This window comes from Pseudoalteromonas sp. MMG033, assembly GCF_057197785.1.
This window is the reverse complement of the sequence record NZ_CM170070.1, coordinates 2834038-2859609: the sequence shown is the minus strand read 5'-3', so window position 1 is coordinate 2859609 and position 25572 is coordinate 2834038. Positions and strand designations below refer to the sequence as shown.

At 42.6% G+C, this 25572-nt stretch carries 24 protein-coding genes and 12 tRNA genes; 7 read left to right on the top strand and 29 right to left on the bottom strand.

Going from position 1 to position 25572, the window contains the following annotated elements:
- Positions 1-20: 20 nt before the first annotated feature.
- The gene (locus AC2CZC_RS12605; protein WP_237139572.1) at positions 21-1049 is read right to left on the bottom strand and encodes a GGDEF domain-containing protein; all 1029 of its coding nucleotides are present in this window, start codon (positions 1047-1049) and stop codon (positions 21-23) included.
- A gap of 344 nt (positions 1050-1393) precedes the next feature.
- Here AC2CZC_RS12605 and AC2CZC_RS12600 point away from each other — a divergent pair, with 344 nt between their 5' ends.
- The gene (locus AC2CZC_RS12600) at positions 1394-1942 is read left to right on the top strand and encodes a hypothetical protein (RefSeq protein ID WP_484582025.1); all 549 of its coding nucleotides are present in this window, start codon (positions 1394-1396) and stop codon (positions 1940-1942) included.
- Here the strand turns inward: AC2CZC_RS12600 and AC2CZC_RS12595 are convergent.
- The 24 genes from AC2CZC_RS12595 to aspS all read right to left on the bottom strand — a co-directional run bounded on the left by AC2CZC_RS12595 (position 1892) and on the right by aspS (position 17022).
- Positions 1892-4471: a protein kinase domain-containing protein gene (locus tag AC2CZC_RS12595; protein ID WP_484582024.1), complete on the bottom strand. Its 2580-nt coding sequence runs from the start codon at positions 4469-4471 to the stop codon at positions 1892-1894. The two genes, AC2CZC_RS12600 and AC2CZC_RS12595, sit on opposite strands and share 51 nt — an antisense overlap.
- A 335-nt stretch (positions 4472-4806) precedes the next feature.
- Positions 4807-4896: transfer RNA gene (locus tag AC2CZC_RS12590), tRNA-Ser, on the bottom strand.
- A gap of 99 nt (positions 4897-4995) precedes the next feature.
- Positions 4996-6039, bottom strand: a complete 1044-nt coding sequence (gene nadA, locus AC2CZC_RS12585) for a quinolinate synthase NadA (RefSeq protein ID WP_063363890.1) — start codon at positions 6037-6039, stop codon at positions 4996-4998.
- Positions 6040-6161: 122 nt separating this feature from the next.
- Positions 6162-6237: transfer RNA gene (locus AC2CZC_RS12580), tRNA-Lys, on the bottom strand.
- A gap of 24 nt (positions 6238-6261) precedes the next feature.
- A tRNA-Lys gene (locus AC2CZC_RS12575) sits at positions 6262-6337 on the bottom strand.
- Positions 6338-6360: 23 nt separating this feature from the next.
- Positions 6361-6436: transfer RNA gene (locus AC2CZC_RS12570), tRNA-Lys, on the bottom strand.
- 26 nt (positions 6437-6462) lie between these two features.
- Positions 6463-6538, bottom strand: a tRNA-Lys gene (locus AC2CZC_RS12565).
- Positions 6539-6563: 25 nt separating this feature from the next.
- A tRNA-Lys gene (locus AC2CZC_RS12560) sits at positions 6564-6639 on the bottom strand.
- 22 nt (positions 6640-6661) lie between these two features.
- Positions 6662-6737: transfer RNA gene (locus AC2CZC_RS12555), tRNA-Lys, on the bottom strand.
- A 25-nt stretch (positions 6738-6762) separates the two neighbouring features.
- Positions 6763-6838: transfer RNA gene (locus tag AC2CZC_RS12550), tRNA-Lys, on the bottom strand.
- A 24-nt stretch (positions 6839-6862) separates the two neighbouring features.
- A tRNA-Lys gene (locus AC2CZC_RS12545) sits at positions 6863-6938 on the bottom strand.
- A gap of 27 nt (positions 6939-6965) precedes the next feature.
- Positions 6966-7041, bottom strand: a tRNA-Lys gene (locus tag AC2CZC_RS12540).
- A gap of 22 nt (positions 7042-7063) precedes the next feature.
- Positions 7064-7139, bottom strand: a tRNA-Lys gene (locus AC2CZC_RS12535).
- Between the two features lie 24 nt (positions 7140-7163).
- Positions 7164-7239, bottom strand: a tRNA-Lys gene (locus AC2CZC_RS12530).
- 151 nt (positions 7240-7390) lie between these two features.
- Positions 7391-8146, bottom strand: a complete 756-nt coding sequence (ybgF, locus tag AC2CZC_RS12525; RefSeq protein WP_046356432.1) for a tol-pal system protein YbgF — start codon at positions 8144-8146, stop codon at positions 7391-7393.
- Between the two features lie 17 nt (positions 8147-8163).
- Entirely contained in the window at positions 8164-8697 is a 534-nt protein-coding gene (gene pal, locus AC2CZC_RS12520; RefSeq protein ID WP_484582023.1) for a peptidoglycan-associated lipoprotein Pal, read from the bottom strand.
- 41 nt (positions 8698-8738) lie between these two features.
- Positions 8739-10097 (bottom strand): Tol-Pal system beta propeller repeat protein TolB, encoded by a 1359-nt coding sequence (gene tolB / locus AC2CZC_RS12515; protein WP_484582022.1) that lies wholly within the window; start codon positions 10095-10097, stop codon positions 8739-8741.
- A 9-nt stretch (positions 10098-10106) separates the two neighbouring features.
- Positions 10107-11045, bottom strand: a complete 939-nt coding sequence (gene tolA / locus AC2CZC_RS12510) for a cell envelope integrity protein TolA (protein WP_237139407.1) — start codon at positions 11043-11045, stop codon at positions 10107-10109.
- Positions 11045-11473 (bottom strand): protein TolR, encoded by a 429-nt coding sequence (tolR, locus tag AC2CZC_RS12505; RefSeq protein WP_039607802.1) that lies wholly within the window; start codon positions 11471-11473, stop codon positions 11045-11047. Before tolR ends, tolA begins: the two co-directional genes overlap by 1 nt.
- Positions 11460-12164: a protein TolQ gene (gene tolQ / locus AC2CZC_RS12500; RefSeq protein ID WP_039607801.1), complete on the bottom strand. Its 705-nt coding sequence runs from the start codon at positions 12162-12164 to the stop codon at positions 11460-11462. Before tolQ ends, tolR begins: the two co-directional genes overlap by 14 nt.
- 819 nt (positions 12165-12983) lie before the next feature.
- Positions 12984-13985, bottom strand: a complete 1002-nt coding sequence (gene ruvB, locus AC2CZC_RS12495; protein ID WP_046356427.1) for a Holliday junction branch migration DNA helicase RuvB — start codon at positions 13983-13985, stop codon at positions 12984-12986.
- Between the two features lie 2 nt (positions 13986-13987).
- A complete protein-coding gene (ruvA, locus tag AC2CZC_RS12490; protein ID WP_039607799.1) occupies positions 13988-14605 on the bottom strand; it encodes a Holliday junction branch migration protein RuvA in 618 nt (205 codons plus the stop codon).
- Positions 14606-14607: 2 nt separating this feature from the next.
- Positions 14608-15129: a crossover junction endodeoxyribonuclease RuvC gene (ruvC, locus tag AC2CZC_RS12485; protein WP_046356426.1), complete on the bottom strand. Its 522-nt coding sequence runs from the start codon at positions 15127-15129 to the stop codon at positions 14608-14610.
- Between the two features lie 111 nt (positions 15130-15240).
- Complete coding sequence (gene aspS, locus AC2CZC_RS12480) at positions 15241-17022, bottom strand: aspartate--tRNA ligase (RefSeq protein WP_039607797.1); 1782 nt, start codon at positions 17020-17022, stop codon at positions 15241-15243.
- A 195-nt stretch (positions 17023-17217) separates the two neighbouring features.
- Between aspS and AC2CZC_RS12475 the strand changes: the two genes are divergently transcribed.
- Both AC2CZC_RS12475 and AC2CZC_RS12470 read left to right on the top strand, forming a co-directional pair.
- The gene (locus tag AC2CZC_RS12475) at positions 17218-18066 is read left to right on the top strand and encodes a DUF72 domain-containing protein (RefSeq protein WP_484582021.1); all 849 of its coding nucleotides are present in this window, start codon (positions 17218-17220) and stop codon (positions 18064-18066) included.
- Between the two features lie 68 nt (positions 18067-18134).
- Positions 18135-18332 carry a hypothetical protein gene (locus AC2CZC_RS12470; RefSeq protein ID WP_237139404.1) on the top strand — a complete coding sequence of 66 codons (198 nt, stop codon included), beginning with the start codon at positions 18135-18137 and terminating at the stop codon, positions 18330-18332.
- Between the two features lie 228 nt (positions 18333-18560).
- Here AC2CZC_RS12470 and AC2CZC_RS12465 read toward each other — a convergent pair whose 3' ends face one another.
- The gene (locus AC2CZC_RS12465; RefSeq protein ID WP_484582020.1) at positions 18561-18986 is read right to left on the bottom strand and encodes a GFA family protein; all 426 of its coding nucleotides are present in this window, start codon (positions 18984-18986) and stop codon (positions 18561-18563) included.
- 66 nt (positions 18987-19052) lie between these two features.
- Here AC2CZC_RS12465 and AC2CZC_RS12460 point away from each other — a divergent pair, with 66 nt between their 5' ends.
- Positions 19053-19559, top strand: coding sequence for a M48 metallopeptidase family protein (locus AC2CZC_RS12460; RefSeq protein WP_484582019.1), 507 nt, complete (start codon positions 19053-19055; stop codon positions 19557-19559).
- 37 nt (positions 19560-19596) lie between these two features.
- Here AC2CZC_RS12460 and AC2CZC_RS12455 read toward each other — a convergent pair whose 3' ends face one another.
- The 3 genes from AC2CZC_RS12455 to AC2CZC_RS12445 form a co-directional block, all read right to left on the bottom strand.
- Positions 19597-20394, bottom strand: a complete 798-nt coding sequence (locus AC2CZC_RS12455; RefSeq protein ID WP_484582018.1) for a M48 family metallopeptidase — start codon at positions 20392-20394, stop codon at positions 19597-19599.
- 189 nt (positions 20395-20583) lie between these two features.
- A complete protein-coding gene (grpE, locus tag AC2CZC_RS12450; protein ID WP_284022531.1) occupies positions 20584-21192 on the bottom strand; it encodes a nucleotide exchange factor GrpE in 609 nt (202 codons plus the stop codon).
- Between the two features lie 58 nt (positions 21193-21250).
- Positions 21251-22195, bottom strand: a complete 945-nt coding sequence (locus AC2CZC_RS12445) for an HrcA family transcriptional regulator (protein ID WP_484582017.1) — start codon at positions 22193-22195, stop codon at positions 21251-21253.
- A 94-nt stretch (positions 22196-22289) separates the two neighbouring features.
- Here AC2CZC_RS12445 and nadK point away from each other — a divergent pair, with 94 nt between their 5' ends.
- The 3 genes from nadK to recN all read left to right on the top strand — a co-directional run bounded on the left by nadK (position 22290) and on the right by recN (position 25562).
- Positions 22290-23174, top strand: coding sequence for an NAD(+) kinase (nadK, locus tag AC2CZC_RS12440; protein WP_484582016.1), 885 nt, complete (start codon positions 22290-22292; stop codon positions 23172-23174).
- Positions 23175-23236: 62 nt separating this feature from the next.
- Positions 23237-23824, top strand: a complete 588-nt coding sequence (locus AC2CZC_RS12435; protein ID WP_484582015.1) for a hypothetical protein — start codon at positions 23237-23239, stop codon at positions 23822-23824.
- Between the two features lie 61 nt (positions 23825-23885).
- Positions 23886-25562 (top strand): DNA repair protein RecN, encoded by a 1677-nt coding sequence (gene recN / locus AC2CZC_RS12430; RefSeq protein WP_484582014.1) that lies wholly within the window; start codon positions 23886-23888, stop codon positions 25560-25562.
- Positions 25563-25572: the final 10 nt, after the last annotated feature.

Below are 25572 nucleotides of genomic sequence, written 5' to 3'. Positions count from 1 at the left end.
CTTAAGTAGCTAACCAATTGCTAAAACAAGTCTATATCACTGCTTTCTATGTGATCCTTTATTTGCTTGCGAGAAATCAAATCCTCATAAAATCCGACCTGATCTCGCCCATGCTCTTTGGCAAAATACAGGGCTTTATCCGCGTTTTCTAACACATTAATGGGAAAGTCATAAGGGCTGATCCGCGCAAGACCAACGCTCACAGTTAACTTTTTGATAAAAGGAAAAGATGTTTGTCTCACAAGCTCTAAAAACGAGTTCATACGTTGCTTAATCGATTCATAGTCTGCGGGTTCAAATACAATGACAAACTCTTCGCCGCCAAATCGAAACAACAAATCTGTGCTTCGAAAGAAATCCTGCATACGCTGCGCTAATATCAACAGTACCTCGTCGCCACAAACATGGCCGTATGTATCGTTAACACTTTTAAAGTGGTCAATGTCTAACATCGCGAGCCAAGACGTTGCGCCTTGATGTAGAGTCCGCAAGTCAGAGCCATCTCGAATAGCGCGGTTTTGCTCTAACATTTGTTTTTCGAGCAGTTGCTTGAGCTTTTTATCAAAGGTTTGGCGATTTAAAAGCCCAGTGAGCTTATCTCGTTCATTCTCACGCAATATTGTCAGGTAGTTTTCATAGATACGAATAAACGCATTCAGCATTACTTGCTGTGCACTATCCAACCCCTGACATTGCACTTCTATTGCGCCAACAGGCTTATCATGAATGACGATGGGTAACCAACGCCGCTCTGCACCCGCAGCGTCTTGCATGGTGATACTACATGCAGACTGCAAACAAGAACTCAGCTCTGCGTGAGGGTTGTCTAAAATCACTCTGTCTAACCACTCATACTCGCCGACATCATGCACCATGAGCGCAAGGCTACGCTCCACGGTACATGGCCCATGCCCCTGAATCGTTTTGAACACTGAAATACGCTGACAATTTATAAACTCCTGTATTGTCGACAACAAGCTATATTCCAATGAATCGATGTCACGTGTTTTCGTTATTTTTATAACCGAATTTAATAGTTCTTCTTGCATCGCTTGCCTGTTCTATCTGTTCAGTTATATACCTTCATGGTTATTTAAGTGAAGGTGTATTAGTTCGTCACGTATAAGTATTGGTCAGAAAGTAAGGAACAGCAATGTCACCAAGTAAATTACTCTAAATTACTCACCTTAAGATTTCCCGTACTGCTTTGCCCTTAATTCCTTGATACACACTGTGTTGATGGGCAATTCGAATGCATGGTTTGCATGAGCACTAAGGCAAGCGCGGCCGTGTAATAGCATGTAATAGAATATTCTTCTATTCTCATAGTTGCCCAAAGGGCAAGTAAATACTTGCATAGGCTCGACTTAAATAAATATGAAAGGACATTACAATGAACGATGTGATAAACGAGCTCAACCTAGAGCTGCAAAATAGTGATGAAATCCCGCATTCGGGTTCTATTTTTGACTTCAGCGCGCAATTCAATCCACATAAAAGTGCAGATCAAGCAGTGATCACGTTCGACCCTTCGACATCACAAAAAGAAGCAATCAACTACGCCAATAACCCGTTTGAAGTAGTACTAAATGAAGATCAGTACCAATATGGGATTGCAGTGAACTTTTTATATAAATTAGATGATGATACAGCAAAAAATTACATCATTAGTGCAGCCAATATTAAACAGCTAGATCATGTAGAAAGTTTCAGTACAAGTATTCTAAACAACAGCGCAAGTGGGTACAGCAAAAGTGTACTTAAACTAGCCGTAATAGTACCAAAAGACCTCACATTAGATATCAAAACAGAGCTAAAATTCGATATCGTGTTAGCTGACAGGGTATCAAGCACTCAGCTTAACTCAAATTTGGCAACAGACACTGCAAACTTAATCATTGACCCGGTACTTATCATTGGTCGCCCAATTCCGCCCAGATAAGCACAATCCCTCATGTGATGATTTAAACTGCGGGTATTTACATAGTGGCTTAAACCAAGGCAAGTTAAACCAATTAGATGAATAGCCACCGTTAATCGTCTCGTTATAGTGGAGCAGCGCAGAGTGATGATCACCTGTGAGTGTAAAAATCACCGTTGCTCCATAAGCATATTCTATTTTGTCTGTGGTTAGCTTTATTACCTTGTATAAATAATGTAGAGCATCGCTGTAACGTTCTAGATGAGCCATGGCCTGCCCTGCTGCAATTAACTCATTGACAGACATATCTTCACGCACACCATTGGCTACCTGATTGTATTGCTCGACAGCTCGCTCATTTTGCTCACCCAGCAATAACAAATCCGCATAGTTAAGTCTCATCGCTAGGTTCTCAGGACTTAACACGGTCGCTTCCTTTGCAGCAGACAATGCCAATTCAATTTGCCCAGAGTACAAATAAGCAAGAGAAAGGTTATTATAATCCTCAGAGCTTTGACTATTTTCTAACACTGCTAGGTAACCTGCAGCGGCAGCCTGCCAGTGCCCATCAAACATATTAATATTTGCAATAACCCGATGTGCCCTCGTAAAATCAGGGAATGTCTGAACAACTTCATGTAACAATGATTTAGATTCAATAACTTGACCATTATTAAGATACATGACGGCCAAATTATATTTACTGTTTAAATCAGGTTTGAGTAACACAGACTTCAAATACATCTCTAATGCTTTATCTATTTGATGTCGCCTATAGAAAGAATAACCTTTTAGCTGATAATGCGATGCCGTCTCACCATAGACAGACAAGCGACGAAATAAATCGTCAGCAAGTGCTTGCTGCTGGCTTTCAATTGCCAGCACAATACTATCAACCAAATAAGGCTTAGATGATTTGTAACGCTCTGGTGCTGTGTCGAGTAACACTGTTAACCTATCAATGTACTGTTGTTCCCTATCAATATGATAGCGCTCCAGCAATAAATCTCTTGCAAGGCTATACAGGGGTAAATAATTAGGGTCCTGTTCAATCAACTCCAATGCGCGAGACAAGTTGGAATGAGACAGATCGCCTTTAATATTAACGTCATGATAAACACTTAAGTATTCCTCAAAGAAGGCCGTCTCTGTCGACATAACGCTTTGCCTTGCATCCTGCTGAGGCTGGCCAAGTAATTTAGTTGCAAACCGCTCATAGATTGAGTGAATAGCAAAGTAATTATCTTTACTCGTTTGTGTATTCAGCTCTCCCAAAACTAATTGGCTATCTCCACTGAGTAAGGAAAGGCGAACATTACACTGAGCATGTTCACACCTAACTTCAGGAAGAAAAACCGCTGTTGCGCCGGTTGCCTTTGCTAAATCAGCTACATCTTTGATATCACTATATTCTCTGTGATTAATCAACTCCGCATTAGTCGCAGTTATAATGACTTGTCGAATTGCACTATCAATTGTAGCGTGCAACAAATTAGCGCCAACTCTCTCACTATGGTCGCTAATTGTTATTTGCGGCTCAAGCACCAAGGCATAATGAAGCTCGCTTTTTGGCTGTAAAAAAGACCACCCTAAATAAACAATTAAGCACAACACACTCAACACAAAACCACTATAAACATATTTTTCTCGTATTAGCGTTCTGGGCTCATGTCTCAGCTCCTGTGTAGCTGACAATAACGCCGTATCGTCCGCACCGGTTACTTCGAGTAACGCCAATGTTCTACCAAGCACCAAGAGCACTTCTCTCGCTGATGGGCGTGACTCAGGCGATTTAGACAACATATTGCGAAGTAATTGAATAAATTCAACTGGGATATCAGGCGTTAAACTGCTGGGCTCGATAAAAGCATCGTGTTTAATGCACTCAGCCAGTTCAGTGCCTTTCGTAACACCAAAAGGATGGCATCCAAAGAGAAACTCAAAACAAAGCACACCAAAAGAAAATACATCCGTTGACTGTTCAACGAGCTTTCCTTCAAGTTGCTCTGGTGACATCGTACTTATACTGCCGAAACTCGCACCTAAGGGCTGATCTGATTTGTTGCTCTGTATCGAGTTTGCAATGCCAAAGTCAGACAGTTTCACCTCTGAGGTGTTGGAAATAAGGATATTGCTCGCTTTAATATCACAGTGAATAAGCCCTAGCTGATGAATATAGCAAAGACCATTGGCTACCTTTTCCAACAACGAGAACTTATCAGCAACAGTGAGTAGCTTTTGCTTCATATACTTAGCTAATGTTTGACCAGGAACATACTCCAGAACAAGTAATAAATCTGAGCCAACTTCAAGAATATCGTACAATTGAACGACATTTGGGTGATTAGCTTTGGCCATTAAGCGCGCTTCATAAAGCGCTCGCTCTCTGATTTTGAGGTCATCTGATTGATGATTTAACTTAATTCTTTTTACTGCAACTTGTCTATTTAGGCGAGTGTCATTGGCAAGAAACACATCTCCCATCCCACCCGATGCAATGTGCTTTACTGGCGCTAAGTATGTATCAGAAAAGCATTCTTCACTGCGCATTTATTCTACCTACCCTGGCTCAAAACTATATGAGAACGTCTAATATTCTACTCTAACAATGAATTTAATAGTAAACATTGTAGACAAAAGGTCAGTTTTTTAACCTAGAGGTACAGTTGCATAAAATCAAAAAACAAGCAATGCATACTTTTAAAGTCAATTTGTACAAAAAATCTAAACGATACATATCAAAATGATTTTTCTGACTTAGGAAATTGTATAAAACTCAGATCTACAGAAAGATACTGAAATTACAAAAGAAGATAATTGACTAGGTTAGGACGATGTAGAAATACAAAAGAGGGAATGTAGTTTTTACTTTCTAGGGAAAGAAATGGCGGAGAGGGAGGGATTCGAACCCTCGATAGGGGTTAACCTATACACGAGTTCCAGTCGTGCGCCTTCAGCCACTCAGCCACCTCTCCGCACTGAAAGCGGGCGTAATACTATGAAAACCCCCGCCTTTTAGCAAGTATTTTTTTTGTAATCTGTGTTAACTGCACAGATTACAAGCAAACTTGTTATTAACGCTTTAAACTCGCTGAAAAATCGAGCATACGATTAAGTGAGCGTAATGCTCCTTCACGCAACTCCATATCAACGAATACTTCTTTGCCTTCAGGGTTGATAAGTGCTTCTTCAATCGCCTGTAAGCCATTCATTGCCATCCACGGGCAATGTGCACAGCTACGACATGTTGCACCTTCACCTGCTGTTGGCGCTTCGAAGAACTCTTTCTCAGGGCAAAGCTGCTGCATCTTGTAAAAGATACCGCGATCGGTCGCCACGATAAACTTCTGGTTATCCATATCCTGCGCAGCTTTGATAAGCTGGCTAGTCGAGCCAACTGCATCAGCTAAATCAACGATTTCAGCTGGCGACTCAGGGTGGACTAATACAGCCGCATCTGGGTGAAGCGCTTTCATGTCTTTCAGCGCTTGCGTCTTGAATTCATCATGAACGATACAAGCACCGTTCCACATGATCATATCCGCGCCAGTTTTCTTCTGAATATAAGAACCTAAGTGCTTATCAGGGCCCCAAATAATGGTTTCCCCTTCAGAATCCAAATGCTCCACGATTTCAAGAGCACATGAAGAGGTAACAATCCAATCTGCGCGCGCTTTAACCGCGGTAGATGTGTTTGCGTATACAACAACCTTTCTTTCAGGGTGCTGATCACAAAACTTAGAAAACTCGTCAATTGGACAACCCACATCCAATGAGCAAGTTGCTGCCAATGTTGGCATCACAACGGTTTTCTCCGGCGTTAATATTTTCGCCGTTTCACCCATGAAACGAACACCGGCGACAATAATAATATCTGCATCTTCTTGCTTAGCACCAAAACGTGCCATTTCTAATGAATCTGCAACACAACCACCAGTTTCCTCAGCAAGCGCTTGGATCACAGGATCTGTGTAATAATGGGCAACCAATACCGCGTTTTTCTCTTTTAACAATGACTTGATACGAGCTTTATATTGCTCTTTTTCTTCATCATTCAACGGTGCTGGCTTTGGAGGAAATATATAATCCTCAGGCATGATTTGTTCTGCTAGACTCATTCTCTCGACCACATAGTCCACATTGCATAATTGCCGCGAATTATACGAAAAATACGGAGATAATCCTAGTAATAGACGATATTCACAAAGAATATTTAAGAATAAATGAATCGAAAAGATAATGGTGGGTCATGATGGACTCGAACCATCGACCAATGGATTAAAAGTCCACTGCTCTACCAACTGAGCTAATGACCCGCTCGAGGAGATTTTAAACTTGAATGGTGGGTCATGATGGACTCGAACCATCGACCAATGGATTAAAAGTCCACTGCTCTACCAACTGAGCTAATGACCCGCTCGGGAAGTTTTAGACTTGAATGGTGGGTCATGATGGACTCGAACCATCGACCAATGGATTAAAAGTCCACTGCTCTACCAACTGAGCTAATGACCCGCTCAAGAAATTTTTTAGCTTAATAATGGTGGGTCATGATGGACTCGAACCATCGACCAATGGATTAAAAGTCCACTGCTCTACCAACTGAGCTAATGACCCGCTCGGGAAATTGTTTAAGCTTAAATGGTGGGTCATGATGGACTCGAACCATCGACCAATGGATTAAAAGTCCACTGCTCTACCAACTGAGCTAATGACCCGCTCGGGAAATTTTAAGCTTAATGGTGGGTCATGATGGACTCGAACCATCGACCAATGGATTAAAAGTCCACTGCTCTACCAACTGAGCTAATGACCCGCTCTGATATCCAGGGTTAAGCTAATGGTGGGTCATGATGGACTCGAACCATCGACCAATGGATTAAAAGTCCACTGCTCTACCAACTGAGCTAATGACCCGCTCTGGATATGGATGTGCTTAAATGGTGGGTCATGATGGACTCGAACCATCGACCAATGGATTAAAAGTCCACTGCTCTACCAACTGAGCTAATGACCCGCTCGGGGATATGAATAACACTTAAAATGGTGGGTCATGATGGACTCGAACCATCGACCAATGGATTAAAAGTCCACTGCTCTACCAACTGAGCTAATGACCCGCTCGGGATATTTTAAGCTTAATGGTGGGTCATGATGGACTCGAACCATCGACCAATGGATTAAAAGTCCACTGCTCTACCAACTGAGCTAATGACCCGCTCATATCAAAATTAAGCAAAAGTGGTGGGTCATGATGGACTCGAACCATCGACCAATGGATTAAAAGTCCACTGCTCTACCAACTGAGCTAATGACCCACTCATTGCAGCAAGATGTTTATAACGTATCGCCTGCTGCGGGCGCTTATAATACTTATTTAAAATTCTAGTGCAACTGAATTACGCTGTTTTTTTTAAATTTTATGCCTAAGCGCCTATTTTTACACCACAGTGTTCACAAAGCAGCTTATTACAGCTTAGATAAACGCTCTGTTGCTAATTTTGCAGCAGTGGTGCTTGGGTATTCTTTTATCAACGCATTGAACAATTGTGTCGCTTTTGCCTTGTCTCCGGCATTCGCAGCCAATGTGCCAAGCTTCAACATCGCATCAGGGCGCTTGTTTGAGTCAGGGAACTGCTCAACAACAATGGTAAAGTGCTTAATCGCTTCCGCAGGCTTGCTTTTTATAGATTGTAGCTGGCCTAACCAATAATGCGCATTCGGAATATATACTGACTCTGGGAATTGTTGCAAAAAGCTTTGAAACTCTGGGATCGCCGCATCATAGCGCTTATCCTTCATGATCAGGGCAACCGCGCGATCATAAGCTTCATTCTCAGATAGGTTAGAGCTCACCGCTTGCTCGCCGACAGTAGGAATAGCCGTCGCAGCAATATCAGATTTGGTTTGCTCATAAACTTGGCTAACGCGGTTTTCAATTTCTTGATAAAGCTCACGTTGGCGCTGCAATACTTTTTCCAGTTTATAGCTTTGCTCGTCGGTAAAACCACGAACTTGGCTGACTTCGTCTTGCAATTGCTGCAACTGTAATTGTAGGTCTGCCTGTACTCGATTTCGATTTGTCATCATTTTTTCAAGTTCGGCAACGCGCTGTTCAAGCGACTTTTGATTATTTGCAGCATCATAAACAGTAGCGGGAGCTGCCAAAACCTGGGAGCTCCCGCTAAGAAAGATGATGGCTGCCAAAATAGTTTTCGGCTTCATAACATCTCTTGTCTAAATTAGTATACCAATACCGCGCGACGGTTCTTAGCAAAAGCTTCTTCTGTGCGCGACTTAACCATTGGCTTTTCTTCGCCATAGCTCACTACAGAGATTTGGCTTTCAGAAACACCTAGGCTCTCAAGGTATTTAGCAACTGACTTACCACGGCTTTCACCTAGTGCGATGTTGTACTCAGGTGTACCACGCTCATCCGCGTGACCTTCAACAAGTACTTTTACACTTGGGTTTTTCACTAGGAAGTCTGCGTGTGCTTGTAGTAACTCAACATATTCGCTGCGTACTGTAGAGCGGTCAAAATCGAAGTATACGATTTGCTCTTGACGCAAAGCTTCATACTTCTCTTGAAGTTTCTCTTCAGCAGTCTTCTGACGATCGATAGTATTTACATCTACCTTGTCATTGCTGTTTGAAGAAGCATTTGTCTGCTGGCTATCACCACCATCGACATCACCAGTTGATGAGCTACATGCAGCTAAAGTCATTACAGGCAACGCTACCAATAAAGCCTTTAAAGTTTTGTTAAGTTGCATCGAGTATATTCCTATATCTTTATAAGTCTAACCAGTAAATATTACTGTAAAAACGGCGACCAGGCCGGTGCCTTCACTTGCCCGTCAAGTACTGGCAATCTCGCTTTAAAGCGACCGTCCATCGACACCAGGGCCAAAACCTGCTTATTATTATGCAGGGTACTGTAAATAATCATAGAGCCGTTCGGCGCAATACTCGGTGATTCATCGAGTCTCGTACGAGTTAACACCTGAAACAGCCCTGAATCAAATTCTTTCTTTGCTATATGGTACTGACCTAATGTGCGATTTACCATTACTAATTGCTTACCATCTGGCGTAATTGAACCCGCTAAGTTCATATCGCCATCGAAAGTGACGCGTCTAGATCTACCAGTATCTAAATTTAACTTATAAATCTGGGCATTACCACCCCTTTCAGACGTATACACAATTTCTCGGCCATTTGGGTGCCAACTTGGCTCAGTATCTATACTTCTGTGCTTAGTTAAGCGCTTTTCGACGCGTGTTTCTAAGTCAATCAAGTACACCTCTGTCGCACCGCCTTTGTCTTTAGATAATACAACCAGCATTTGTGACCCATCTGGCGAGAACTGTGGTGCACCATTGATGCCTGGGTAACTGGTTAACTTTTCACGTTTACCAGTGTATATATCTTGAACATAGACCTGAGACTGACGATTTTCAAAGGTAACATACGCTAACTTATTGCCATCAGGTGACCATGCAGGTGACATCAAAGGCTCTTTTGAGCGCAGTAATACTTGCTCATTAAAGCCGTCATAATCAGCAACCACAAGCTGATAAGGCTTATCTTGCTCTTCTCGCACAATCACATACGCAATTTTAGTTCTAAATGCGCCGCGCTCACCAGTCAGGGCTTCATAAACAACGTCACTTATCTGATGTGAATAGTATCTAAATGAATCACTGTCAATCACGCTCTGACGGCTTTCCAAAATATGATCTTGGCTTTTCATCAATTTGCCGTTGCTCATCATGCGCGTTTCACCGCCTGTGATCTGCGCACGTAAAACATCGATCAATTCATATTTCACCAAATAGCGATTCGCTGGCTGTTGGGTGATAGTACCCACAATAATCGCTTCAACACCTAAATTGACCCAGGCGTCATAGTCTACTTCTTCATCTGTGGTTGGCAGTTGCGGCATCTGATCTTCCGATACCGCTTTAAACTTACCACTGCGCATTAAATCTGCTGCAACAACCGAACTAATCTCTGAAGGGACTTCACCGTTACCGATGTATTTAAATGGCACCACACCTAAAGGGCGTGCACTGTCAACGCCCTCAGTGATGACAATTTCTAACGCCGCGTGAGCGAGTGTTGTCATACTGAAAGCAAAAACCAGAACTATGTTTTTTAAATGCTTTAACATGGTTTTCCTTTAAAGATTGGGTTTAATCGTTAAATTAATATTCTTAAGTTGTTCAAACACATCTTTGTCTTTTGAAACAGGCAATGTATCTGCCATGCGAACGGCCCTCAGTGCCGCTTCACACACTAACTTATCTCCGCCTAACGAATTAGCCTGAGTAACTAAGCCATTGAAGCCTAAACGAATGTTCAAACGACACTGCTTACCCTTCATTTTTTCGTCTATTAATAGGTTAGACTGAATACGCTGCATGATCAGGGCTTTATACTTGTCCACTTCACCAAGTACTTGTTGCTGCCTCACTTTCGCACGTGCAGCCTGCTCTTGTGCTAACTGCTCTTGCAACAGCTGCTCTTGCAATGCTTTTTGACGTGCTTGCTCAGCGGCTTCTGCTTTGCGTTTCGCCTCTTCTTCTTGACGCTTACGTTGGGCTTCAGCTTGTCTTAAACGATCCTCTTCAGATTTACGTTTCTCGGCTGCCGCTTTTGCAGCTTGCTCAGCTTGTAGCCTTTCTTTTCTGGCCTTTTCTGCATCAGCGCGCTGCTTTTGCTCGACCTCACGGGCTTTTTTCGCTTGCGCTTCAGCTTTGCGCTTTTCAGCCAGCTTAGCTTGACGTTGCTGTTCAAGCTTTTTAATGCGTCTTGCTTCCGCTTCACGATCTTTGCGTGCTTGTACCGCGCGACGCTCTAAATCACGGATACGTTTTTCTTCTGCACGCTTTTGAGCATCTTCAGCTTGCTTGAGCTCTGCAATTTTGCGCTCGACTGCACGCTGGTCCACAGAAATCGCTGAAACCGCTTTTTCCTGCTCTTCTTGCATAACTGGGTTTAATTGCACCTGCATTACCGTGGGCTTAGACATTTGCAAATTAGCTGAAGCAAACAACATACCCGCTAACGCGATGTGAAGCAGAAACGACTTGATAATTCCGCTTGTTAACGCATCCATTAATTATCCTCAAACGATTTGGTCATCAGGCCAACAGACGGCACACCGGCATTTTTCAAAAAGTCCATAAGTAACAAAACTTCTTGATATGAAACTCGACCAGAACCTTTGATCATCACTGGTGTATCCGGATTTTGTTGCAGCTTTAATTTAATTACCGCAGCCACTTCAACAGCATCCATTGGTGCTTCAGGATCGGTGCCGACAGACACGTAATAACGGCCCTCTGCATCGATACTGGCAATAATCGGCGGTGCGTCTTTAGTCTCGACTAAATCAGACTCCTGCATTTGTGGTAAATCCACTTTAACACCATGGGTAATAAGGGGTGCTGTCGCCATAAAAATGATCAGCAACACCAACATGACATCAATGTAGGGAACAACATTGATCTCTGCAACCGGTCTTCTTTTTTTAGGCTGATACATTGGCTTTTGTCTCCACTAATGTGGCAGCTTGACGATGTAAGATATTGGCAAACTCTTCCATAAAGTTGGCGTAGTTTACTTCAAGCTTTTCAACGTGTTTTGCGAATCGGTTATATGCCATTACCGCAGGTATCGCGGCAAATAAACCCATCGCTGTTGCAATCAGTGCCTCTGCAATACCCGGCGCAACCATTTGTAGCGTTGCTTGCTGCACATTACCCAAAGCAATAAATGCAGTCATAATACCCCAAACCGTACCGAATAGACCGATGTAAGGGCTAATGGAACCAACGGTTGCTAAAAACGACAAACTGGTTTCTAGTTTTTCTACTTCACGGGATAAGGCAACACGCATAGAACGGTGTGTGCCATCTAAAATCATGTTCGCCGAGCCTGTATTATTCTTTTTATGTCTCGCAAATTCTTTAAATCCTGCCACGAACAGTGCTTCTAACCCTTTAGAACTGCCTGAGCGTGCGGTGATTTCGTTGTATAATTTGCCTAAGTCCATACCTGACCAAAACTGTTGTTCAAACTTTCGGGCTTCGCTTTGCGCTTCTGCTATCACCGAACGGCGCTGGAATATAATCGCCCATGATGCGATGGACATACCAACGAGTGTCAGCATAACAAGTTGAACCAACACACTGGCTTCTAAAATTAGATCGATGAAATTTAAACCCGATTCCACGTTTTAACACTCCTAATAATATTGTGTACCCGGCATGGCGCCTTTAAACAGATAGACTTCAAGCACGACAAAAGGTTCAGGTAGTTTAACCACACAAATAAGGCCTTACAACGACAAAGCTATAAAATTAGCTTAAATGTCGATAAATAACACAATGTCTAAGTTAGCAAGACTTTTATAACCCCATATGTTTGTTTCGGTATTTAAATCATTTTATTTTCCGCTTTCACTGATTAATTAACATTTTTATTCCTAACCATCAGACCAAGCGTAATTATTTACTCAGATTGCATAAAGTAAGGGATTTATTCACTTTGCGCGAATAAATGCTCAAAACACCATTGGTAATACCAATTAACAACAAATTATCTAATATTTACATTTTGCGCATAAATAGTACAAACTCATTTAAATCAATTAGATACACCTGCTGATATCAGCATATTCTACCAATGTAAAAAATGGTAAATAGCATTCGCATTAGTTATTTTTATCTGAAAGATATAATTTTTCTAGTTTGATAATAATCCATAAGATCTCTAATATACACCCTGTACTGAGCGCACTGCTTAACGCAATGCAAAGCCAGTTACCGAGTGATAGAGTTCTGATTTACTCTGTTGCTTTTGATGAGAACCTTTTGGATAAAACCTTAACAGACTCATCAGTTCCCTGGATTACTTCCTTCAACTTGTTGTTTTCGCCCGCACATATGTGCGGGCTTTTTTTTGCCTGAAATTTAAGTTCAGATTGAAGGGCTAGCAAATTCAGATGAATACAATCAAAAAAGCCACCGTAAATACGATGGCTTAATCGATGTTATTCTTTAGAAAGGTCAAAATGTAGATACGCTCGGTCAGATACTATCCGCCCTCTCGGCGTGCGTTGTATAAAACCTTGCTGGATCAGGTATGGCTCTATGACATCCTCTATCGTCTCTTTCTCCTCACCAATTGCCGCTGCGAGGTTATCAAGACCCACAGGTCCGCCAGTAAACTTCTCTATAATGGCCAGCAAGTACTTTCTGTCCATATAGTCAAAACCACATTTATCCACATCAACCATATCTAATGCCTGGTTAGCAATGGTTTTATCAACGCTGCCATCACCTTTTACATCAGCAAAATCACGGACACGACGTAACAAGCGGTTTGCGATCCTCGGCGTACCGCGTGCCCTTTTGGCAACTTCACGGGCGCCTTCTTCGGTTGTTTCTAAATTTAAAAAATGTGCAGAACGGCTGACAATTTGTGACAAATCATCCACTGAGTAAAACTCAAGCCTTTGCACAATACCAAAACGGTCTCTGAGCGGTGAAGTCAACGAGCCCGCTCTAGTCGTCGCACCGACCAATGTAAATGGCGGTAAGTCCAACTTAATAGAACGTGCAGCAGGCCCTTCACCGATCATGATATCTAATTGATAGTCTTCCATCGCGGGATATAAAATCTCTTCCACTTGCGGACTAAGACGATGGATCTCATCAATGAATAACACATCACCTTCTTCAAGGTTGGTCAACATAGCAGCCAAATCACCCGCTTTTTCGAGTACAGGCCCTGATGTTGTTTTAATGTTCACACCCAACTCATTGGCTACAATATTTGCAAGGGTTGTTTTACCTAACCCAGGCGGACCAAAAATCAATAAGTGGTCCAGCGCTTCTTCACGTGTGCGCGCAGCTTCAATGAAAATTTCCATTTGCTGTTTCACATGAGGCTGCCCCGTGTAATCACTCAGTAGTTTTGGGCGAATCGCTCTATCAATTTGTTCTTCATTACCCTGAACTTCGGGCTCGATTAGTCTGTCAGCTTCTATCATAATTACATCATAGACCTAAGCGCTTCTTTGATAATGGTTTCAGTATCTAAACCATCGCCTTTTACTGCTTTAACTGCTTTTTGTGCTTGAGCAGCTTTATAGCCCAGCGCAACCAGCGCCGCAATGGCATCATCAGCCGGTAAATTACCCACAGTAGGATCGTCCTGCGGCGGGATAACGGCATTATCACTAAATGGCGTAAACAAGTCATGACCAAAGTCTTTTAACTTGTCTTTCATTTCTAAGACTAGACGCTCTGCGGTTTTTTTGCCTACACCTGGGATTTTGACTAACGTGGATGCATCACCATGATTAACACACTGCACAAATTGCTCAGCTGACATACCTGACAAAATAGCGAGCGCAAGCTTAGGGCCCACACCATTTGCTTTAATCAGCTCTCTAAATAAAGCACGCTCTGTTTTGTTATTAAAACCAAATAATAACTGGGCGTCTTCACGGACAACAAAGTGTGTGAAAATCGCTGCTGGCTGACCCGTACTTGGCAGCTCGTAGAAACAAGTCATCGGCATTTGTACTTCATAGCCCACCCCATTTACATCAATGAGAATTTCTGGCGGCTGCTTTTCTAACAAAGTACCACTGAGTTTACCTATCATAATTATCTTAACCTTCCACGAACTGTTTTTTTAGCATTGCCTGCTAAGCGAATTAAGTTTTGTTCAGAGTGTGCATGACAAATTGCAATTGCCAATGCATCAGCAGCATCTGCTTGTGGGGTGCCCGGTAATTTTAAAATACGTTTTACCATTTCTTGCACCTGAGACTTATTTGCTCCACCGGTGCCCACCACAGCCTGTTTGATCTGCCTTGCCGAATATTCATGTACAACCACATCTTGCATAGTTGCTGCAACAATGGCGGCACCTCTAGCTTGTCCAAGCTTCAATGCTGAGTCTGGGTTATGTGCCATAAATACTTGCTCTATCGCAAAGCTGTCTGGAGAAAACTGCTCTATCAACTGACTAATGCCTTGAAAGATCATTTTTAATCGAGTCGGAAAATCATGCTCTCCAACTTTAATGCAGCCGCTACCCAAGTATTTAAATTTTGCACCTTGGTGCTCAATAACACCATAACCTGTAAATCTCGAACCAGGGTCTATGCCCAAAATAACTGCCAAGGCACTGCCCTCTTTGCTTTTTTCAACATCATGCCAAAATACTGTATGGATTTCCAGTTGTTAAACAAAAAAGGCGGCTATTAAAGCCGCCTTTTCAAAGTAAGTCAGTGACTACTGCTCTTCACTTTGTTCTTGCTGTGCTTGTACTGCAATTGCAAGCTCAGTCAGGGCATCTGGGTTTGCAACGCTTGGCGCATTGGTCATTAAACAAGACGCCTGAGTTGTTTTAGGGAATGCAATGACGTCACGAATGTTGTCTGTACCACATAAAAGCATTACTAGACGGTCAAGACCAAACGCTAACCCAGCGTGTGGGGGTGTACCGTACTTCAGTGCATCAAGTAAGAAACCAAACTTGTCTTGCTGCTCTTGCTCTTCAATACCTAAGATTCTGAATGCGGCTTGCTGCATTTCATTATTGTGGATACGAACAGAACCACCACCAACTTCATAGCCGTTAAGTACCATATCGTACGCATCAGAAATCGCCACAGCTGGATTTGCTTCTAACTCTTGTGCGCTGATGTCCTTCGGTGCTGTGAACGGATGGTGTACCGCGTGCAAGTTTCCTTCGTCATCTTCTTCAAACATTGGGAAGTCAACAACCCAAAGTGGCGCCCACTTGTTCAGATCAGTGATCTCTCTGTCTAGACCTACTTTCAGACGCAGTGCACCCATCGCTTCGTTTACCACGTTGCGCTTGTCTGCACCAAATAGAATGATGTCACCTGTTTGCGCGTTAGTGCGCTCTAGTAATGCACTGATCACATCTTCGTTTAGGAATTTAGCAATCGGTGATTGCACACCTTCCATACCTGCTTCACGGTCATTAACCTTCATCCAAGCAAGGCCTTTCGCGCCGTAAATACCTACAAACTTTGTATACTCGTCGATTTGCTTACGAGATAACTCAGCACCGCCTGGGACTGTTAGCACTGCAACACGACCTTTTTCATCGTTAGCAGGACCAGCTAGAACTTTGAACTCGACATCTTTAACAATATCAGCAACGTCAATAAGCTCTAATGGGTTACGTAAGTCAGGCTTGTCTGAACCAAAACGACGCATCGCTTCAGCATATGGCATGGTTGGGAACTCACCAAGATCAACGTTCAGTAGCTCTTGCCACATTTCACGGATCATACGCTCAGTGACTTCACGCACTTGATCAGAACTCATGAATGACGTTTCTAAATCGATTTGGGTGAATTCTGGCTGTCTGTCAGCACGTAAATCTTCATCACGGAAACATTTTACGATTTGATAATAACGGTCGAATCCAGACATCATTAACAACTGCTTGAACAGCTGTGGTGATTGTGGCAATGCGTAGAAGCTGCCTTTGTGAACACGACTTGGAACTAAGTAATCACGCGCACCTTCAGGTGTTGCTTTCGTCAGTACTGGTGTCTCAATGTCTAGGAAATCATTAGTATCTAAGAAACGACGCACGAAACTTGATGCTTTTGCTCGTAGCTTAATACGATCGCTCATCTCTAAACGGCGAAGGTCTAAATAACGGTACTTTAGACGACGCTCTTCTGAGTTTTGCTGGTTAAAGTCTAACGGCAAAGGCTCAGAACGGTTAATAATCTCAAGGCCTGTGCCCAAGATTTCAACTTCACCGGTTGCCATGTCTTTGTTAACTTGGCTGTCAGGTCTTGCACGCACACTACCTGTCACTTTCACACAAAACTCTTGACGCAGCGTATTTGCAACGTCCATCAAGCCTTCAACTTCTGGGTCAAAAACAACTTGAACCAAGCCTTCACGGTCTCTTAAGTCGACGAAAATTAATCCACCTAAGTCACGGCGCTTATTGATCCAACCACATAATTCGACTTCTTGACCTACGTGGTCCTTATTTAAATTTCCGCAGTATATAGAGCGCATATCGTTCCTATTTGCTTAGGCTTGCATGAAAAAGTGCTATCCAGCCTATAGCTATCGTAATTAACAAAAATAATCGCCAATTATATAAAACTGGGGGGCTTTGTCATCCTTATAAAGCAAGGAATCTTCGCAAAGTTGATTTTTTTAGGTACTCTCAATTTGTTAAACTCGAAAAAAACACTAATGAAGAGAACTATGTTGTATTTAGGTTGCCCACAATGGAGCTCATCGCACTGGAAAGGACGCTTTTTTAGTCAGCACTGTAGTAATGCCAACATGCTCAGTGAATATGCCACCATGTTTAATAGTGTTGAGGGCAATACAACGTTTTACGCTAACCCAAAACCTGACACCGTTTTACAATGGAAAAATGCCATTACCGATGATTTTAGGTTTACTTTTAAGCTCCCTAAACAAATATCTCATGAGCTAGCTTTGCAAAATTGTCACAAAGAACTCGAAACATGGTTAAGCCTGTTTGCGCCGTTGTTTGAAAATATAGGTATGGTCATGCTGCAATTACCCGCTAGCTGTGGGCCCGAACATCTGCCAAGGATACAAAACTTTGTGGCTCAATTACCCAGTGAACTTTGTCTAGGTATAGAAGTACGCAACTTAGCATTTTTTCGTAAAGACGATAATGAAAAGCGCTTAAACCAATTTTTGATGAGTAAAAGCATTAATCGCATTATGATGGATACGCGCCCTTTATTTAGCGAAGCGCCAAGCACACCAGCGATTGAAGATGCACAACGTAAAAAGCCCAGAGTCCCTGTCAACGTCATTGCAACCGGTGAGCGGCCTATGTTGCGTTTTGTGGGTTGCTCTGCACTTGAAAATAATCGCCCTTTTTATCAGCCTTGGCTCAAAAAAATCCATACATGGCTCGCTGAAGGTAAAGAGCCCATCGTATTTTTTCACACTGCGGACAATTACGACGCACCACTGTTAGCGCGACAATTTATTCAAGATTTAGGAATTGACCACAAGGTGCTACTGCCTTTCCCTGCGGAAAAACAACCGCAGCAACAAACATTATTGTGAAATTTGACAGTTCGAACGGAAAGTGGCATTTTGGATTTGGTTATAATAAAAATAGTGAAGGATTGACCATGTTACTAAAACTACAAAAAAAACGAGTAAAAACCTTATCCTATGACAAAGCCAGCTTACCTGACGCGCAAACGCATGATGTTGCGGGCGGAAAATCCGGTGGCAATTCACGCGCTTCGGACTGTTGCCAGGCAGTCTTTGCTTTACCAGGGGGCAACTCACGTGCCTCAGATTGTTGCACGTTAGAGACCAATTAATGCTATGTGGTGAGTGCCTCGCACTCACCTCAAATATAAAGTAACCTAAACGATTCCACTTCAAAGCATGCCTTCATTGCTATAATGCCCAATAACCTCGCATTCGTCATAAAGTGCTCTTCTTTCCTATAGAGCTACAACTTAATCAACGGCCTTTATTGTGCAAGTGATAACTTTAACCTTAAGACACGTTTTTCGTATAAAGTGAACATTAGCACTCAGTTTATATCATCCAGATGATTTGCTTTTCATCCGCCCAGGTTCAAATTCTTCATAATGGGGGATTTGGGCATTTACTTGGTCCCAATTCGCTTTTGAAGCCATAAAATTATGAGATTCAGGACGTTCATTAATGTCAGAATCGAGAATGCCGAGTCGGATCCGTAGCTTTTCGGGTAAATCCGAATTGGAGCTAAACAGAGGAGATGCACAGTTACGACAAAAATGCCTTAACCTGCCAGGTTTAAATGCGTAAGCATTTACCAGCTCTTGACCAGTAACGATTTTCAATGAGGATGTATCAATAAACCCATTTGTTGCATAAGCCGTACCACTTGATTTACGACATAAGGAACAATGACAATGAATAATATTGTCAATAGACCCATTAATCTCTAATTGTACACCTTTGCATAGACAGCTCGCTTTATACATTTGCATTATCCTTGCGCTATAATTCTGCGCTAGATTACCTATTAAAAGACCAAAAACACAATACAAATGCAGCAATTAAAGTATTTTCAACACTATCCTGACAGCTTACAAGCACAAATTGCTTCTTTGATAAAAGAGCATAAATTACAAAGCTATTTCAAAAATAAATACCCATGCAGCCACCAACTACAAAACCAGCAAGCGCTGTATCAATACTGTACTGATATTAAGCAGCGCTTTTTGAAAAATACCCCAAGATTAAATAATGTCAGCTTCACTAAACATACAGACATGATGAAGGGGACGCTTGGCACACACACTCACAAACAGCATCGTCATGGCCAAAAACTCAAAGTACGTTACGACATAGCTTTAAACAACCAACTAAAATATGCGCCCGAAGCCATATTACGCGCACTCATTGTTCACGAATTAGCGCACTTTAAACATGCCGAACATGATAAAGCATTTTATAAACTGTGCTGTAACATGGAGCCCGATTATCATCAATTAGAGCTAGATTTACGCCTTTTTATCGTCTTAGATGAGTTAGCACTTAACTTTTATAAATGATCTAAAGCAAGCAAACCAGTGCTAACTCAATGTTACCTCACACACGGCACTGCGGGCTAAATCCCTTTTGCTTAGCAGCTCTATACAGGGTGTTTGCCTCAACCATTTTGCTGTTGAGCTTTTCAATACGGTTATCCGGCGATGGGTGTGTAGATAAAAACTCCATAGGCCTGTCTCCGCCTAGCTTTTCCATGTTTTGCCAAAGCTCAACGGCACCAATAGGTTTAAAGCCCGCCTTAGCCATCAGGTCCAGCCCTATCACATCAGCCTCACTTTCATGTGCACGGCCAAAAGGTAAGGTTAAGCCCACTTGAGCACCAACACCAAGCCCTTGCATTATGGCGTTGCGCGACTGCACGTTATTCATTTCCATCACGGTATTGCTCAGTTGCAAGCCAGCCTGGACTAACCCACTTTGTGTCATTCGCTCATTGGCATGCTGCGCAATCACATGCCCTACCTCATGACCCATTACCGCTGCGAGTTGATGCTGATCTTGCGCAACTTTTAACAAACCTGTGTGAACGCCTATTTTGCCACCAGGTAGTGCAAACGCATTGGCACTGTCATCTTTGAACACCACCACTTCCCAACTTTGTTCTGCATATTTGTTAGGTAACTGAGCGATAAGTGCATCGGCTATACATTGCACATATTGGTTCGTCCTAGGATCTGCTTCTACCGCTTGCTCTGCTTTGATTTGCTCAAAGCCTGCTGAACCCAGCTCATTCATTTTTTGCTCAGAGTGCATCATAATTTGGGTTCTTCCTGTTGGAGACGTTTTACAGCCCGCTAAAAACATCGCTGCAATAACACAAGCAACAACTCGTTTCATATTACTTCCTATTCATTTCTTTCATCGCTACTCTACTTATCAAATTGCATATCAATAAGACAATGCCCTCGACCAAAATAGAATAACTCTATTGCTGTTCTATTAATAATAAAGCACATTGGAGTTGAGGTGAAAAAAATCCAATAAAAAAGCCCGCTTGATGCGGGCTTCTTTGGACCAAATAACGGTTTATTCAGCCGCTTTTGATACCATAACCATTGCAGGGCGAAGTAGACGACCATTCAACGTATAGCCTTTTTGCATAACAGCTAATACAGTATTTGGCGCAACATCATTACTTGGCTGCATAGACATTGCTTGGTGGAACTCAGGTGAGAAAGCTTCGCCTTGCGGGTTAACTTCTTCAACGCCAAACTTACCAAGTGCATCAGAGAAGCTCTTCAGCGTCATCTCAATGCCTTCAAGAATAGATTTCGTTGCTTCGTTGTCTTTATCAGCAAATTCAATAGCGCGCTCAAGGTTATCGATTACTGGTAATAGTTCATTTGAGAACTTCTCTAGTGCAAACTTATGTGCTTTTTCAACATCCTGTGCCGCGCGACGACGCATGTTTTCTACTTCTGCTGCAGCGCGAACTACGCCATCTTTTTGGCCTTCAATCGTTTGCTTTGCAGCTTCAAGCTCAGCGTATAAACCAGCAATTTCTTCTTCAGGGCTTATTTCGCCTTGTTCAGACTGTGGCGCTTCTTCCTGTGCTTGCGCTTCAGCAGCTTGTTCTACTACTTCTTCTTGTGCAGTTTCTAGTTCCTGCTCTGGTGCTTTTGTCTGCTCAGACATGAAAGTTACTCTCCGATTCTTTACAACTGCCGTAATTATGGGGATTGATTTTTTAGTTTCAAGAGTCTTTTTGCTCTAACCGACTAAATTCGTCAATTATTGCTTCAATTGGTGCCTCAGCTGGACACACGACACAAAATCGACTTTGATATTCTTGGTCCATAAAATAGGGCACACTTAAAATAACGTACCGCGATAAATTGTCCGCATCAACTTCACTACCAAGTATGACAGATAAGCCATCACGAAAAGCCAGCTTGTCTTCTATCTGATGTAAAAAAGGCACCCCTAAACTAATATCATTACTCTTGCCGAGTCGATTGTAGATATGTCGCTCTCCAACCACGATGCTATTATCAGTACCTAATTGCAAACTGAGTTCACGTGTCCACTGCGTTAGTAAGGCCCGACAACCTGGCATCGCAGTGTTGGCCATCGCGCGCATTCGATGCAGTCCCTCTTTTAGCGTGTGCTGACTAAATACAGTGTTCATCCAAAGTGCAAATTGATAACGCATTTCATCGGAATTGTCGGTAGGCTTGTTAATACAAATATTCTGCGACTGCCCAGCTTTATCAATAAGCAGCACTAGCCAATGCTTGCGGTCAAAATCTAACACCTCAACACGAAACACCTGTTGGCTACTCACTTGAGGTAAGCCGACCACACAACACACTTGATAATGCTGGCTCAATGAGTGCGCTAAGGTAACTAAATGTTCTTGCTCTGGCTGCCAGTAGGTTGCTATGTTATCGAGCTCAAAATATTCCTGTAGCCAGTACTTAATACCAACATCAGATGGCACACGCCCCGCCGATGTATGGGGGGAGAAGAGTAGTCCATGGTTTTCTAAACGCGCCATCGCATTGCGCACCGTTGCCGAGCAAATGGCCATGCCTTTCATTTTTGCAATTTTACTCGACGCGACAGGCAACCCCTCACCATTACAGTAAAGTGTCATAACCGCGGAGAAAACTTGTTTATCACGAGCACTTAATTTCATAATTCTTTATGTTGGGACGAATTTCAAAGTTTCAAGCGCTTCAAATTTAAGATAATCTTGGAGGGAGTTTACACACCAAGGATTTGCGTTAAAAATGAGCACTCCATTTAACACCATCGGCCTTATTGGCAAACCGAATCATGACGGCGCGGCTCAGACCTTACATCGCCTTTATACATTTTTGCAAGCACTGGGCTATGAAGTTTTTGTAGAACGCCGAGCAGGCAAACAGCTGGATATTCTGCAAGATGAACAGTTGCTCGACCTTGTCGAGCTTGGGGAAAAGTGCGACCTTGCCGTTGTGGTAGGTGGTGACGGTAATATGCTTGGCGCTGCACGAGTGTTGGCTCGTTTTGATGTTGCCGTGATCGGCGTGAACCGCGGAAACCTTGGTTTTCTAACCGATTTAAATCCACATGATTTCGAACCCGCACTTGAACAAGTACTCAGTGGTAAGTTTGTTGAAGAGCACCGCTTCTTGTTAGAAGTGGAAGTATATCGCCATGCTCAGCTAAAAAGCGCCAATTTGGCAGTCAATGAAGCTGTACTCCATGCCGATAAAGTTGCGCACATGATCGAGTTTGAAGCCTTTATTGATGAGCAATTTGTTTTCTCACAGCGCTCAGACGGATTAATAGTCACCACACCGACAGGTTCTACTGCATATTCATTATCTGGTGGCGGGCCTATCCTGACACCAGAACTCAATGCAGTTGCCTTGGTCCCCATGTTTCCACATACACTATCAAGCCGACCTTTAGTCGTGGATGCGAATAAACAAATAAAACTTAAGCTCAGCCCTGAGAATACCGCGAGTTTACAGGTCAGTTGTGACAGTCATGTAGTTCTTGCACTACTACCTGGAGATGAAGTGGTGATTAAAAAAGCAACACAAAAACTGAGACTTATTCATCCAACGAGCTATTCCTACTACCATGTTCTTAGAGAAAAACTAAATTGGGGCAGTAGGCTTTACTAAAGTGAATTTGTTAAGCAGAATAGGACAGATTTATTTTCTAATTTAGGGAAAAGTAAGACAACATGACTTACATAGTGTTTGTATCGATAGTGTTGCTCATCACTATCCTCGGCGTATACATGGTCATTGAAAACAATCGACAAAAAGCCCGTGACGCTGAGAAAAAAATTTTTAATGAGCGCGTAAAAGACATTACCTCTTTGTATAAAAGAAAAATAGCGGAGTATGTTGACTGTAAACTGATCAGACCCAAGCATGCACCAAAATTTAACGCTATTGTCGGCAATTTTTTCGTAGTTCAAGCGCATAATGAAGAAAACTTGGCACGCCTAGAAAGGGTCAGTGAGCATTTATTAAGCCAAGTTGGCTCAGAATTAAACAAATGCCGCAGCAATGACACGGTAGATTTACTCACTGAACAACTATTTTTGTTTGCTGCTGAGTTGCCTTCAGCTGGAATTGCTTACAATAAAAATTTTTACACAGAGATTCTGCCAGCGCTGATATCTCGAATACAGACACCAGATTCATACGAAGCGATACAACCTGAGCCAGAGCCTGAAGTAAACACTGAGTCTGAAGATGTTTCTAGCGATGGCAATGAGCAAGTGCCCCCTTCATCAAGGCAAGCAGCTGACGTCATCAATTAAAAGTTGATTTTTTAATAAATGCTGTATAAATTAACAGTAAAATACTGTTTGGATATACAGCATGCTTACTAGTTTGCAAATTAAAAACTTTGCCATAGTCAGTGAACTTAACATCGATTGGCGTTCCGGCATGACAGCCATTACTGGCGAAACCGGTGCAGGTAAGTCGATAGCAATAGATGCCCTATCCCTTTGTCTTGGCGAACGCGCTGATGCAAATGCGATCCGCCCTGAAAGTAGTAAAGCAGAAATTTCTGCGCAATTTGATATTCGTAAGCTGCCACAAGCACAAAAATTTCTTTCTGAGTTACTGCTCGATGATGAGGAGCAAAACTGTATTTTACGTCGCGTGATCACACGAAATGGTCGCAGTAAAAGTTTTATCAATGGCTCCTCTGTAACTGCAGCTCAGCTTAAAGAGCTGGGCCAAATGTTGATAGCCATTCACGGACAGCATGCTCACCAATTGCTGCTAAAGCCCGAGCATCAGCTTGGTTTACTTGATGCGTATGCAGGTCACCATAACCTGCTAAGCGCGGTCAAAACCCAATATAACCACTATCACAAACTGCAAAAAGAACACACCAGTTTGTTAAAACAGCAGCATGCACAAGCAGCAAAAAAGCAACTGCTTGAATATCAAGTTGAAGAACTCGATGAATTTGCGCTTCAAGAGGGTGAGTTTGAGCAAATTGAGGCTGAACATAACAGACTCAGCCACGCCCAAACTTTAGTGGAGAGTTCGCAACGTGAGCTAATGAGTCTGTATGAACAAGATGACCAAACAGTACTTGGCCAACTTCAACACAGTGTACAAACTTTTAGTGAACTGAGTACGTTAGATAAATCTTTAGAAGGCATATCTCAAATGCTCAGCGAAGCGGCTGTACAACTAGAAGAAGCCTGCCGAGAGATCCGTAGCTATGGTGAAAGCGTTGAGCAAGATCCTATCCGTTTACAAGAAATCGAAGAGCGGATCACGCAAGCGATGGCGCTTTCAAGAAAACACCAAATTCAACCAGATCAGCTCGCGGCTCACCATTTTGCTTTAAAGCAAGAGCTAGATAACATCTGTTCAGATAACGCGCGTATCGACGACTTAGAGCATGAAATTGCAGAAGCATTACACGCTTATCACATTTCTGCTAGCCAGCTAAGTGAAAGCCGTGCCGTTGCTGCGAGCACACTCAACACGCTGATCACAGACAGTATGCACGAACTTTCTATGGAAAATGGCCGTTTTGCCATTGAGCTTAGCAAAGAGACAGATCGACGCCCCAATGAACTCGGTATGGATAATATTGAATTTTTGGTATCTACTAACCCGGGTCAGCCGATGCAGGCACTCGCTAAAGTTGCTTCAGGTGGTGAATTGTCAAGAATAAGTCTAGCAATTCAAGTAATTATCGCAAATAAAGTCACTACACCTACTTTGATTTTCGATGAAGTAGATGTGGGTATCTCTGGCCCTACTGCGTCTCAGGTAGGAAAGCAATTACGTTTATTAGGTAAATCAACACAAGTTATTTGTGTAACGCACTTGCCGCAAGTTGCCTGTAGTGGTCATCAACAGTTTTTTGTGCAAAAAGCAGTTGAAAATGCGCAAACTTACACCTCTATGGTACCGCTAGACGAGCAAAAACGAGTAGATGAAATAGCCCGCTTACTCGGTGGTGACAGCGTAAGTAATACCACGCGAGCCAGTGCCAAAGAGCTACTCAGTGTACAGGGCTGTTAAGCCACTGTAG